Source organism: Salmonella sp. SAL03688 (assembly GCF_046551895.1).
GTDB classification, from domain to species: Bacteria; Pseudomonadota; Gammaproteobacteria; order Enterobacterales; family Enterobacteriaceae; genus Salmonella; species Salmonella enterica.
This window is the reverse complement of the sequence record NZ_JBGDVI010000005.1, coordinates 60,342-73,284: the sequence shown is the minus strand read 5'-3', so window position 1 is coordinate 73,284 and position 12,943 is coordinate 60,342. Positions and strand designations below refer to the sequence as shown.

At 51.3% G+C, this 12,943-nt stretch carries 10 protein-coding genes; 4 read left to right on the top strand and 6 right to left on the bottom strand.

The features are described 5' to 3' along the window. Window positions 1–7: 7 nt before the first annotated feature. The gene (locus ACLJR2_RS06780; RefSeq protein WP_000347156.1) at window positions 8–1,210 is read left to right on the top strand and encodes a MalY/PatB family protein; all 1,203 of its coding nucleotides are present in this window, start codon (window positions 8–10) and stop codon (window positions 1,208–1,210) included. Window positions 1,211–1,323: 113 nt separating this feature from the next. On the opposite strand, the gene glgX is transcribed toward ACLJR2_RS06780, so the two are convergent. The 6 genes from glgX to ACLJR2_RS06750 all read right to left on the bottom strand — a co-directional run bounded on the left by glgX (window position 1,324) and on the right by ACLJR2_RS06750 (window position 9,932). After that, window positions 1,324–3,399 (bottom strand): glycogen debranching protein GlgX, encoded by a 2,076-nt coding sequence (gene glgX / locus ACLJR2_RS06775; RefSeq protein WP_000210582.1) that lies wholly within the window; start codon window positions 3,397–3,399, stop codon window positions 1,324–1,326. Between the two features lie 56 nt (window positions 3,400–3,455). After that, complete coding sequence (treY, locus tag ACLJR2_RS06770; RefSeq protein WP_000613140.1) at window positions 3,456–5,984, bottom strand: malto-oligosyltrehalose synthase; 2,529 nt, start codon at window positions 5,982–5,984, stop codon at window positions 3,456–3,458. Then, on the bottom strand, window positions 5,981–7,765 hold the full coding sequence (gene treZ / locus ACLJR2_RS06765; RefSeq protein WP_000095535.1) for a malto-oligosyltrehalose trehalohydrolase: 1,785 nt from the start codon (window positions 7,763–7,765) through the stop codon (window positions 5,981–5,983). The genes treY and treZ overlap by 4 nt, the downstream gene beginning before the upstream one ends. 128 nt (window positions 7,766–7,893) lie before the next feature. Further along, entirely contained in the window at window positions 7,894–8,679 is a 786-nt protein-coding gene (locus tag ACLJR2_RS06760) for an OBAP family protein (protein ID WP_000698594.1), read from the bottom strand. Window positions 8,680–8,821: 142 nt separating this feature from the next. Continuing rightward, on the bottom strand, window positions 8,822–9,151 hold the full coding sequence (gene hdeB / locus ACLJR2_RS06755) for an acid-activated periplasmic chaperone HdeB (RefSeq protein ID WP_001032161.1): 330 nt from the start codon (window positions 9,149–9,151) through the stop codon (window positions 8,822–8,824). A gap of 349 nt (window positions 9,152–9,500) precedes the next feature. Further along, window positions 9,501–9,932 carry an OsmC family protein gene (locus tag ACLJR2_RS06750; RefSeq protein ID WP_000152297.1) on the bottom strand — a complete coding sequence of 144 codons (432 nt, stop codon included), beginning with the start codon at window positions 9,930–9,932 and terminating at the stop codon, window positions 9,501–9,503. 511 nt (window positions 9,933–10,443) lie between these two features. On the opposite strand from ACLJR2_RS06750, the gene bdm reads away from it, so the two are divergent. From bdm to ACLJR2_RS06735, 3 genes are all read left to right on the top strand, one after another. Further along, the gene (gene bdm, locus ACLJR2_RS06745) at window positions 10,444–10,659 is read left to right on the top strand and encodes a biofilm-dependent modulation protein (RefSeq protein ID WP_000495700.1); all 216 of its coding nucleotides are present in this window, start codon (window positions 10,444–10,446) and stop codon (window positions 10,657–10,659) included. Window positions 10,660–10,753: 94 nt separating this feature from the next. Further along, window positions 10,754–10,897 (top strand): stationary-phase-induced ribosome-associated protein, encoded by a 144-nt coding sequence (sra, locus tag ACLJR2_RS06740; protein WP_000841559.1) that lies wholly within the window; start codon window positions 10,754–10,756, stop codon window positions 10,895–10,897. A 176-nt stretch (window positions 10,898–11,073) separates the two neighbouring features. Continuing rightward, complete coding sequence (locus ACLJR2_RS06735) at window positions 11,074–12,771, top strand: NAD-dependent malic enzyme (protein WP_000450513.1); 1,698 nt, start codon at window positions 11,074–11,076, stop codon at window positions 12,769–12,771. Window positions 12,772–12,943 lie beyond the last annotated feature (172 nt).

Genomic DNA, 12,943 nt, shown 5'->3' with positions numbered 1-12,943 from the left:
AAACAAGATGGATTTTAACCAGATTATCAATCGCAACAATACTGGTTCGGTAAAGTGGGATTTTATTGAGCGTCACTTTGGCGATGGCGCAGGGAAACTGCTGCCGATGTGGGTTTCTGATTTCGATTTTGCCTGCCCGCCTGAGGTTCAGGCGGCATTGCATCAGCGAATCGAGCACGGCGTATTTGGCTATAGTGAACGTGATGAGGCCTATTTTAACGCCCTGCTTCACTGGTTTTCGTCACGCCACCAGCTCACGTTAAAACAGGAATGGGTATGCAGCGTGGAAGGCGTCGTACCAGGGTTGGCGCTCTTAGTGCAAATGTTGACGCATCCAGGCGACGGCGTAGTGGTACAGGGACCATACTATGGCTCCTTCGCCAAAATAATCACGCTTAATGGTAGAAAACTGCTGGAGAATCCCCTTAGCGAGTCGCCGGACGACGGCTACCAGATGGATTTTTGCCAACTGGAAAGGCTGTTTCGCCATGAGCGCCCTCCGCTGATGATTTTGTGTAATCCACATAATCCAACCGGGCGTTGCTGGTCGGCCAACGAGCTGGAGCAACTGCTTTTATTATGTGAAGCTTATGATGTCACTCTCATCTCGGATGAAATATGGGCCGATCTATTGCTGCCCGGCGAAACCTTTACCTCGGTACTGCATTTAGGGGAGCGCTGGCATAAACGGGTCATCTCCGCCACTGCGGCCAGCAAAACGTTTGGCTTATCGTCGTTGCGAATTTCTAATTTTCTCATTCCCGATCCTACGCTTCGCCAGCGTTTCCTGTCTCGTCTGGACGCTCATGGGCTGGATGTCTTTAACGCCCTCTCCGTTCAGGCGGCGACTACCGCATGGAATGAAAGCAGACAGTGGCTGGATTCGCTACTGGATTACCTGGCGGAAAACCGCCGCTGGTTTGTTGAACAGGCGACAGAGCACCTTCCCTGGGCAAGAATTGTCCCGGCGCAGGGAACCTATTTATTATGGATGGATTGTAAAAAACTGGGACTGGATGACGAACAGCTAAAATGGGTAATGGCGGATGTCGCGGGTATTGCTCCTTCAATGGGCAGCGGCTTTGGCCCGGCGGGCAGCGGATTTATCCGTTTAAATCTGGGATGTCCACGTACCTACCTTGAAATGGCAATAGACGGCCTGAAGCGAATATCGGTGAAGACAATCAAAGGAATACCAACAGGCGGATGAATTTTTCGGGCGGTAAACTGACAACGGTGTTATTTCTGCGACATGATATCGCCTGAGCGCCAGTAAAAAAACCGGCCATCAAGGCCGGTTGGGTCCGGAGCGCGGTTTTACTATCAGGGGCGTCTGAATAATACGATGCTGCGCCCGGCCAGATCGAAATCCATTTCTTCGGTAATCCGCATTCCCTGCTGCGCGTTATCGGCAGTCGTCAGTTCAAGTACCCAGCCGCCTTCTCCCCACATCGGAATACGGAACGGTACGCTGCCTTCAAACGGATTGAAAAGCAGTAAGGCGTCATGCCAGATCCCCGCTTCCGGCTGGAGATCGGGACGACTAATGCATACGCCTATGGTCGATCCCTCATCCCATTGTTCGGATTGCTGCGCCCCTCCGCCGGCGTTAAACCAGCGGATCTCCAGACCGTCACGCCAGCTCTCCCGGCGCAGCAACGGTTGCGTGGCGCGCAGTTGAATCAGATGACGGGTAAACTCCCGTAGCGCATTGGCGGTTTCCGGCAAATTATCCCAGTGGACCCACGATATTTCACTGTCCTGACAGTAGCCATTATTATTGCCCATCTGACTGCGGCCAAACTCATCGCCCGCTAATAACATCGGCGTGCCGTGCGAGAAAAGCAAGGTGGTCAGGAAATTGCGTTTCTGTTGCTCGCGTATCGCATTGATGCCTTCGTCGTCGGTTGGCCCTTCTGCGCCATAGTTACAGGAGCGGTTATCATTATGCCCGTCATTATTATCTTCGCCATTGGCTTCATTATGTTTGTCGTTATAAGACACCAGATCGTTCAGCGTGAAGCCGTCATGGGCAGTAATAAAGTTAACGCTTGACCAGGGGCGACGGCCGCGCAAATCATAGAGATCGCCGGAACCCAGCAGGCGTGCGGCGAAATCATTTGTGACGTTGTCACCTTTCCAGTATTCGCGCACCGTATCGCGGTATTTATCATTCCATTCGCCCCACCCTGGTGGAAAGCCGCCAACCTGATAGCCGCCCGGTCCGATATCCCAGGGTTCGCCAATCAGTTTCAGTTTTGCCAGCACCGGGTCTTGCGTTACCGCATCAAAAAAGCCGCCTCTCTGATCAAAGCCTTCCGGCTCACGACCAAGAATGGTGCCCAAATCAAAACGAAAGCCGTCGACATGCATTGACTCCGCCCAATAGCGAAGGGAATCCATCACCATTTGCAGTACCCGTGGATGAGAGGTATTGACGGTATTACCTGTCCCTGTATCGTTAATGTAATAGCGATGCTGATCGGGCATGGTGCGATAGTAAGAGAAGTTATCGATACCTTTAAATGACAGCGTGGGGCCAAGCTCATTCCCTTCTGCCGTATGGTTATAGACCACATCCAGTATCACTTCGATGCCGGCATCATGGAAAGCGCGCACCATATCGCGGAATCCCTGAATACCTTTTGGACCATAGTAGCGCGTCGCCGGCGCAAAAAAGCCCAGCGAGTTGTATCCCCAGAAATTTTTCAGTCCTTTATCGAGCAGATGCTGATCGTCCGGGAACCAGTGAACGGGTAAAAGCTCGACGGAGGTAATACCCAGACTTTTAATGTAATCCACGCTGGCTTTATGTCCCATGCCCTCAAACGTACCGCGTAGAGGCTCAGGGATCGCGGAATTAAGCTGGGTAAAGCCTTTTACATGCGTTTCATAAATAATGGCGTTCGACCACGGTATGGAAGGCCGTTGTCTATCCTCCCAATTCGCCTCAGCCGGATCAATCACCCGGCATTTAGGCGTAAATGGCGCGCTATCCTGGTCATCAAAGGTCAAATCTTTATCGTCATGAAGTAATTGATACGCGAAATGCGCATCGTTCCACTGAATATCGCCCACCAGCTCACGGGCATAAGGGTCAATAAGCAGCTTATTGGGGTTAAAACGATGACCATTTTCCGGGTCATAAGGACCGTAAACGCGGTACCCATACAGCGCGCCGGGCTGCAACTTCGGGACATAGCCGTGCCATATTTCGTCGGTATATTCCGGTAACTCCAGACGAGCGATTTCATGCTCCCCGCTCGGATCGTAAAGGCAAAGCTCGACGCGTTCCGCATGGGCGGAAAAAATAGCGAAATTCACACCTTCGCCGTCATAATTTGCGCCAAGCGTATGGTTGTATCCTGATCTGATTTCAAAAGCCCTGTTTGTTGTCATTCTCTTTCTCCACCCACGGTAAACGTTGTCCTGTCACGGCACATCAACACATAAACTCAGTCGCTCATTAAAACCAGTACGCCGCCCTGATGTGAGGCCAACGACAGGTGTTCACCAGCCATTAACCTCTCCTGGGTAAGCACATTGCGATAACGATGCTGATTAAGCTGTCCGGGTATAATAATGTCGGTTCCTGCCCAGAAACCGCTATGCGATTGTGACAATAAGCCGTCACATTCGGCGAACACCAGTCGGGGCGCAACAACAATCAGCGCATCATCATGATTGACTCTGGCGTAAGCGATGACCTTGTCGGCACGCTGACCAACAGCCCGCAGCGGTATATAGTCGCCAAAACGGAAGAGCTCATGATTCTGCTGACGCAAACGCAGTAATGCAGCGGTGACATACTGATTCACCTGCCCGTTCAGCCAACTCTCTTCGCGCGAGAAAACTCCCGGCGTTAGTTGGTCTAACTGCTGCGCCAGCGTGGCGAAATCCGGTTCGCGGCGGTTGTCGGGATCGACAAGACTAAAATTTAACGCCTCGCTCCCCTGATAGATATCAGGTACCCCCGGCGCGGTTAATTTGATAACGGTCTGCGTCAGGCTGTTAACCAGCCCTGCGCGGATGAAGGGTTGCAAGGAACGATAATAATCCTGCAAAAATGTCTGGTTATCCGGTGCCAGTAAATAACGGGCGTAATCAAGCATTGCCGTTTCGTAAGCCTCATTACTGTCCACCCAATCGGTACGTAGCTTCGCTTCGCGTAGCGCTTTCTCCACAAAGGCTTCAAAGCGTGTTTTCAGCGCGTTTAAACCTGTTTCGTCCTGTGGTTGTAGCATCGGGGGCCAGACGCCGGTCAGCGCCTGATATAACATCCACGTATCCGCCGATTTTGGCGCAGTGCCATCATTCAAAAATTTGACATGGGTCTGGTTCATCTGCCGCCAGCGGGCAAGGCATTCGCTCCACTGTTCCGGCGCTTCGGTAAGCGTATACAGGCGTGCTCGCGCATCCTCGCCTCGCTTGGTATCGTGGGTCGACGTACCGGATAACGCATCAGGCTGTTGCGCTTGTCGGGTTTTCATCTCATGGTGAAAGCGTTCGATGGAGAAGTGATGCGTGACGGGCTCGGCGCCAACTTCATTTAACGCCAGTCCCATGTTTTGACGAAAGAAAAGCGTATCCTCTACCGATTTCGCCATCAGCGGACCGGTGAGTTGTTGGAACCGAACGCGAAACTGTGTCGCCTCCTCCTGGCTGCAGGCGGGAACATCGCCGGTAAGAAGACGGCTCAGAAATGTAAGCGCTTCTGGCTGCGGAGGATTTTCAAGCGTCTTTACCCGTTCCACAATACGGTGTAACAGGCAAATATCGGTCGGCGGTAGCCCTTCTGCCGTGCCGTAAGTGCGATATACGGGAAAGGCAATTAATAACTCGCGTAACGCCTGCCGAACGACGCTCTCTTCCTGTGCGATCTGTAGCTCGCTGGCAATCGACAGCGCAAGCGCGAGCAGCCGGGTAAATTCCCCCTCGAAATTGCGATCGACCATCAGCAATTTAGCCGCCCGTAATTCCGCCCGCATATCCACTGGCGCGCCTTTAACGGTCTCGTAAGCCTGACGCAGATTGTCTATCTGCTCATCGTCAACCAGCACCTCCGCCAGCGAGGCGATAAATTCATAGCCTGTGGTGCCGGAAACCGGCCAGTCATCAGGAAGTTGCTCGCCTTTAGCGAGAATTTTTTCCACGGTGATATAGCACGCCGGCCCCACTTCCTGACGTAAACGCGCAAGATAGGCTTTCGGATCGGCAAGGCCGTCGATATGATCGATACGTAAACCGTCAACCGCCCCCGTTCTGACCAGCTCCAGAATCAGCCGATGTGTATCGTCGAAGACGGTTTTATCTTCCACCCGCATTCCCACCAGCCCTGTGACCTCAAAGAAACGCCGATATGAAAGCGAGCGAGCGGCATCGCGCCAGGACATTAATTTCCACGGCTGGCGCTCATGCAAATCAGCAATGGCGGCTTTATCGGTAAGCGCCAGTATTTCGGCCTCGCGCCCCTGCCACGTCGCCGGCGCAAGCGGATAATAGTTATCATAATAGGCGAACGCGGGTTTACCCGTAGCGGGATCGGGCTTGATCGCAATTTCTCCGTTTTCCAGCACGGCGTCAAACGTGTCGCCTAAAAAAGGCAGCGTCAGTCGGCGCGACCAGTCAATATCGAAATGGCGCGCGTAACGGCTCTCCTTGCCATATTCAAGCACGTCGCGCCACCAGGCGTTTTCCAGCGAGCTGGCCATGTGATTAGGCACAATATCGATGATCAATCCCAGACCTTGCGCTTTAAGTTCAGCCACCAGTCTTTCAAATCCTTCGCGCCCGCCAATAGAGGGCTCAATCTCATTCGCATCGGTGACATCATAACCATGCGTTGACGCTTTGGTGGCGGTAAAGATGGGTGAGGCATAAAGATGGCTGATACCCAGATTTTTAAGGTAAGGCACCAGCGCCGCAGCGCGATCGAAGGTCATGCCATTGCGAAACTGAAGACGATACGTTGCAGTTGGGATCATGATGCAGACTCTCCCTGGGCTAAGCGGACAATAAGAGAATGTTGGGAAAGCGACCCGGTGGATTCATTCGGCCAGGCGAAGAGAGTCTTACCCGGTAAATCGGGCAGCAATACCGTCGTGGCGCTAATATTCAGCGCCAGTGACAGTGTTCCTCCCGGAAAACGCCAGCTAACGGCAATAAACCCGGGCGCGGTTTGCAATACCGTTCCTGAGCTCTCACGGGCAGCGGACAACAGCGGCACGATATGCTTCTGGCGCAAAAGCAGTAGTTCGCGGGTAAACGCCAGCCACGCTTTACCCTCTTCACTGTGCTGTTGCTTCCAGTTAAGTTTTGAGCGTTGAAAGGTCTCTGGCGCATTCGGGTCCGGAACATTCTCCCCTGCATGATCGGCAAACTCTTTTGCGCGACCTTCACGAACGGCGCGGGCTAAATCCCCATGGAAATCGGTAAAAAAAAGAAAAGGACGGCTTTCGCCATACTCTTCGCCCATAAAAAGCAGCGGAATATGCGGTGAAAGCAGCAACGTGGCGAGCAATACTTTTGTTCGTTCAGCGCCAGCCAGGGTTATCAGTCTGTCGCCCTGGGCGCGGTTACCGACCTGATCGTGGTTCTGAATAAAATCCACAAAGGCGACCGGGGGTTGTCCGGTACTTTTTACGCCGCGAGGTTCGCCGGTTTGTGGTGAAATTTCTCCCTGATAAGCGAATCCTTCGGCCAGCGCTCTTGCGAGGTGTTTTTCCGGGGCATCAGCAAAATCATTGTAGTAGGCCTGGGTCTCTCCGGTCGCAAAAACGTGGACGGCATTATGAAAATCGTCATTCCATTCGGCGGTAAACAGCGGCGCATTGCCATCCTGATCTCGGGGATGCAGAGAAATAATATTGCGGCTATCTTCGGTGGTCAGATGAATGGGTCTGTCGGTAATGTCTTCCCGAATACGTTGTGCGATTTCAACCAGCACATGCCTGGCGCTACTGTCCTCAATCTGATCGATAGCGTCAAAGCGTAAGCCGTCGAGATGGTATTCTGTCAGCCAGTATAACGGCGCCTCGATGATATAGCGCCGCACGGCGTCGACATCATAGGCGATACCATTTCCCCACGGCGTCATGCGATCTTTGTGGAAAAACGCCGGCGCCAATAGCGGTAAATAATTTCCCTCCGGGCCGAAATGGTTCAGCACAATATCCAGGACGACGGAAAGACCATACCCATGCGCGGCGTCAATAAACGCTTTGAAATCATCCGGCGTCCCATAGGCAGAATGCGGCGCGTAAAGCAGTACGCCGTCATAGCCCCAGCCGCGCTCGCCGCCAAATTGCGCAACGGGCATCACTTCAATAACGGTAACGCCGAGTTCAGCGAGATAAGGCAGCTTCGCTATTGCGGCGCGGAAAGTGCCTTCCGGAGTGAACGTGCCTGTATGCATCTCGTACACCACGGCCTGCTCCCAACGGCTACCTTTCCACCCGGTGTTGCGCCACGCGTAGCTGCCTGGATCAACCACATATGACGGACCGTTGACGTCAGTTTTTTGGGCGCGGGAAGCCGGATCGGGGACCACCATGCCATCGCTGAGTACAAAGTTATACTCCGTACCTGGCGTCACCCCGGAGACGTCCAGCGTAAACCAGCCGTCACCGTTCGCCTGCATTTCCTGGTCTTTACCCGCAAGCCTGAGCATAACCTTTTGCTGACCGGTGGCCCAAAGACGAAAGCGGACAACATCAGCGGCGATATATTCAGCCCCCCAGCTTTTGCAAAAAATTTTTGAACTCATTTGTCGCTCCGTTTAACCCATAACCTCTACAACATCCGAAGAACAAGCATAGACTATGGGGCTAATCTTTACGTGACACTGTCACTTAACAGGCATTCTTTTTCATATCTGCGTGTAAAACCGTGGAATTATTGTCGGGATTGCTCAGATGTACCGAAGTGCGCGGTATCGCCTCGCCCGTGTTCGCCAGAGCCCTGAACACGCTGTAGCTGGATAACCTCCCCCTGCTCCCAGGCGTTAGCCCCCTTAACAATGGGATGTTCAGGCAGATCCTGCCGCTCGCGTTTAATGGCCTGGGTATCAATTCCCAGACGGCGATCCCGATCGGCCAGCAGCGCGGGGTCAAGCTGCCCGTCGCCAGTAAAGCCCATCATCAGCGCAGGGATACCCATTGGCAGGGTTTTATCCCGGTCGGTATGCCAGGTGTGCCAGGTCTTGCCATAAGTATTAACAATCTTACTCATCAACGCTTTATCAGCGACCTGCGGTAAGCCAGGCGCCACCAGGCTACCGGATTTCACCTCGTACTGGTGGCTGTGCCACAGTTTTTTCTCCTCGGGAGGAAGCGTTTTAAATAAACGTTCGCTGATAATGTACTCCACCCCCATCAGGCGCGCGTTTTTCGTATTGCCGTCGTAAATCACCGCCTGCATGACATCTTCGTTCAGGACGGTAACGTAATGGTGCGCTTCCATCTGTCCGTTTTTATCACCGCTATAAAAATGGAACCCGTCAAGGTAGGTACTGATGGCATCGACAGGTGGTCTGGATTGAATAGCCGCCGCGCCTGTTTCCAGGGTACGTAATTTGGCAGATGTTTTTTCCCCGGGAATAGGCGTTTGCGGCGGCGTATTATTGGCGCCGCATCCGGCCAGAAAAGGAATGATAAAGAGTGCCAGCGGTAAAATTTTCATTAGGTCTCCATATAGTGAAAGGGCTCTAATGAAAATAGTGCAATACCACGTGATTGGTAGAAGAAATGGAAGATGTTATTTGTGACGGCGTCACAAATAGTAAAACCCGACACACAGGCCGGGTTTTGATATCAGTTTACTCTTATTTTGAGAGTTCTTTCTTGATTTCGTCTTTTATTTTGCTTAATTCACTCTGCGGGTTTTTCTTACAAAGCTCAACGGCTAGCGGCACTGCTGTCGTCTCAGTTTCCTGGAAATCAACGTAGTCCCCGCCTTTAAAATCTTCATCTTCATTCAGCACCCAGAAAGCGACTGGCGCCATCGTCTGCGGATTGAGGTCAACAAACTCCTGGCAGCTCATACCTTTAGGCGTAACGTTTGTTTTAGTAGTATCTGTTGCCGCATTCACGCTAACACTGGTTACCAGCGCTGCCACGATAATACCTGCTGTAGCAAGGGAGAATTTATTCATTGTTGTTGCTCCAATAATTATATAAATAACCTCTACATCTGCGCGTTAACCCGTTAATGTAGAACACAGAAAATAATACCCCTCCTCTCTCAGGAATAAAGATCACCCTCCGTGATATGGCTATTATTGATATTTACGTTGACTGATTTTGATGTTTGATGAATAAAGCAACATGGCGAGCAGATTTTAGGGCGAAAAAGTAGGCCACGACAATAGCCACTGACGTGGTCTACGGCGCGTTGAGGTGATAGAAATGCGGCAGGCATTCAGATAGACCGGGAGCGAGCCCTCCGTCTGAATGTATATTCATCAGCCCGATCAACCCATCGTTACCGGGCTGGCGAGGTTATCAGGCGTTAAGCTGGTAGTCGAGGGTGATTTCCGCATTCAGAACCTGCGATACCGGGCACCCGGCTTTTGCTTTCTGGATGATTTGATCGAAAGTTGAAGCATCAATATCTGCTACCGCAACTTTGCTTTGTAGCGCAATTTTGGTAATGGCGAAGCCCGCCTCCACCTTATCAAGCGATACGTCAGCGGTTGTGTCAATGGATGTCGGCGTAAATCCAGCCTCTCCCAGCATGAGTGATAGCGCCATGGAGAAACAGGCCGCATGTGCGGCGCCAATTAACTCTTCCGGGTTGGTTCCCTGCGCGCCTTCGAACCGGGTATTGAATCCATACGGTTGTTGATTAAGCACGCCGCTTTCTGTTGATACAGTGCCTTTACCTCGTTTGATATCGCCTTCCCAGTGTGCCTGACCTTTCTTATGGATTGTCATTTTTGCTCTCCTGTTGGCTCAAAAAATAAAGTATAGACCATGCTGCTAATCTGCGTTGTCCATGCCGATGGAGGTAGCATGTTGTCGATTACCCGCACTTCAGATATAGAAAATAGTTGTATGCTTTTTCAGTGATGAATATTAAACCAACAGGCCTCCCTTTCTTTAAAGAATATATCCTTCTTTTTATCCTTACTTTTTCTTCCGGAGGAGTATTCCATTATGTATATTTTCATTTAAATTAAGATTTGTCTTATCTCGTTGTAATAAAGGATAAAAATCGCAATAAGTAGCCTTTTGAATGTATATTAATTGACCACTACTAGTATGAGGATATGTAATTGGCAAACGTAATATATTTTCTTCTGGGGTAAGCAATTAGAGCTCCGCCTTGCGTTAAAATAACTCCAGGACTAATCTTAACCACAGCCGCAAAATTATTTGCCATGCTGAATACGAATTAATTTTCTGCGAGCCGTACTAAATAAATACATGTTCACGGAGGCATTATATGTTTACTTATCACTCAGCAAATACCTCAGCAGCACAACCGGCCCTGGTCAACGCGATTGAGCAAGGATTACGCGCGGAGTTAGGCGTTGTCACTGAAGATGATATTTTAATGGAGCTGACCAAATGGGTTGAGGCTTCCGACAATGACATCCTCAGTGACATCTACCAGCAGACCATCAACTATGTGGTAAGCGGGCAGCACCCGACTCTGTAAAACCTGCTATGCTGTATCGGCAACCTTAGGGGTTACGTTTCTTTCGCGTAAGCGAATTTGTCCTTAAAACTAGCAACAGGATTGAGGAGTTAACATGAAATCGAACCGTCAGGCTCGTCATATACTTGGACTGGATTACAGAATTTCCAACCAGCGTAAGGTTGTTACTGAAGGCGACACCAGCAGCGTGGTGAATAACCCAACCGGCAGAAAGCGCCGCGCCGATAGCCAAAAGTAATCGTACAGTCCTGAAATGACGTTAAACACCATTGCATCTGCAATGGTGTTTTTGTTTATAGGAATGACCTTAACGTCTCACAATGCTTTATACTCAGGGTCGGTTCCCTGGTGGAAGGCAATATATGATGATAAACGACGGTGCCAGGGACAGTTATTCGAAAAAGAGTGAGTAACATGGAAACTACAACCAAGAAAGCACGTTCCCTTTATATCCCTTACGCTGGCCCTGTATTGCTGGAATTCCCCCTGTTAAACAAAGGCAGCGCTTTTAGCGTAGAAGAGCGCCGCAACTTCAATTTGTCAGGGCTCCTGCCAGAGGTCGTCGAGTCGATTGAAGAACAGGCCGAACGCGCCTGGCTCCAGTATCAGGGGTTTAAAACAGAAATTGATAAGCATATTTACCTGCGTAACATCCAGGATACCAACGAAACGCTCTTTTATCGACTGGTGCAAAACCATCTTGAAGAGATGATGCCGGTTATCTATACCCCGACCGTGGGCGCGGCCTGTGAGCGCTTCTCTGAGATTTATCGCCGGGCGCGCGGCGTATTTATCTCTTATCCGAACCGTCACAATATGGACGACATTTTGCAGAATGTGCCTAACCACAACATTAAAGTTATTGTGGTGACGGATGGCGAGCGGATTCTGGGGCTTGGCGATCAGGGCATCGGCGGGATGGGGATCCCTATCGGTAAGCTGTCATTATACACCGCCTGCGGCGGCATTAGTCCGGCCTATACCCTTCCCGTTGTGCTGGATGTCGGCACCAACAATCAACAGTTACTCAACGATCCGCTTTACATGGGCTGGCGTCATCCGCGCATTACCGACGATGAGTATTATGCGTTTGTCGATGAGTTTATTCAGGCCGTTAAGCAGCGCTGGCCAGATATCCTGCTACAGTTTGAAGATTTCGCGCAGAAAAACGCAATGCCGCTGTTGACGCGCTATCGTGATGAGATTTGCTCCTTTAACGATGATATTCAGGGCACCGCAGCCGTGACCGTTGGTACGTTGATCGCCGCCAGCCGCGCTGCCGGCAGTCAGCTTAGCGAGCAGAAAATCGTTTTTCTCGGCGCGGGTTCCGCCGGATGTGGGATTGCTGAACAAATCATCGCGCAGACTCAGCGTGAAGGTTTAAGCGAAGATGCCGCCCGACAGAACGTTTTTATGGTCGATCGCTTCGGCCTGTTGACGGACCGGATGCCTAATTTATTGCCGTTCCAGGCAAAACTGGTGCAGAAATGCGACAATCTTCAGAACTGGGATACCGAAAATGACGTGCTGTCGCTGCTGGATGTGGTGCGTAACGTGAAGCCGGATATTCTGATCGGGGTTTCCGGCCAGACCGGGCTCTTTACTGAAGAGATCATCCGCGAGATGCATAAGCATTGCCCTCGCCCGATCGTCATGCCGCTCTCTAATCCCACCTCTCGCGTGGAGGCCACGCCACAGGACATTATCGCCTGGACGGAAGGCAACGCGCTGGTGGCAACCGGCAGCCCATTCTCGCCGGTCATCTGGAAAGATAAGGTTTATCCGATCGCACAATGTAATAACGCCTATATTTTCCCCGGCATCGGTCTGGGGGTTATCGCTTCCGGCGCATCGCGCATTACTGATGAAATGCTGATGTCAGCCAGTGAGACGCTGGCGAAACATTCTCCGCTGGTCAATAACGGCGAAGGATTAGTGTTGCCAGCGCTTAAAGACATCCAGGTTGTGTCGCGCGCTATCGCTTTTGCCGTAGGCAAAATGGCGCAGCAACAAGGCGTAGCGGTGAAAACCTCTGCGGAAGCGCTGCAACAGGCGATTGACGATAACTTCTGGAAACCGGAATACCGCGACTACCGTCGGACTTCCATTTAATACGTACCCGGCGGTGAATGCCGCCGGATATCACTTTCTTCTTTAGTTTTGGCGAGTCTGTCGACACACCTGAATTCCTTTCCCTGCTTATTTGTCAAGCTACTAATATTAGCCACCTTTATGTATTGAACGGGGATTTATCAGGATAATCCTGGCTAAACTATTACATTGT

Coding starts and splice junctions, on each gene's coding strand:
- ACLJR2_RS06780 (WP_000347156.1), top strand. CDS start 8: ATGGATTTTAACCAGATTATCAATCGCAACAATACTGGTTCGGTAAAG.
- bdm (WP_000495700.1), top strand. CDS start 10,444: ATGTTTACTTATCACTCAGCAAATACCTCAGCAGCACAACCGGCCCTG.
- hdeB (WP_001032161.1), bottom strand. CDS start 9,151: ATGAATAAATTCTCCCTTGCTACAGCAGGTATTATCGTGGCAGCGCTG.
- ACLJR2_RS06760 (WP_000698594.1), bottom strand. CDS start 8,679: ATGAAAATTTTACCGCTGGCACTCTTTATCATTCCTTTTCTGGCCGGA.
- sra (WP_000841559.1), top strand. CDS start 10,754: ATGAAATCGAACCGTCAGGCTCGTCATATACTTGGACTGGATTACAGA.
- ACLJR2_RS06735 (WP_000450513.1), top strand. CDS start 11,074: ATGGAAACTACAACCAAGAAAGCACGTTCCCTTTATATCCCTTACGCT.
- glgX (WP_000210582.1), bottom strand. CDS start 3,399: ATGACAACAAACAGGGCTTTTGAAATCAGATCAGGATACAACCATACG.
- treY (WP_000613140.1), bottom strand. CDS start 5,984: ATGATCCCAACTGCAACGTATCGTCTTCAGTTTCGCAATGGCATGACC.
- treZ (WP_000095535.1), bottom strand. CDS start 7,765: ATGAGTTCAAAAATTTTTTGCAAAAGCTGGGGGGCTGAATATATCGCC.
- ACLJR2_RS06750 (WP_000152297.1), bottom strand. CDS start 9,932: ATGACAATCCATAAGAAAGGTCAGGCACACTGGGAAGGCGATATCAAA.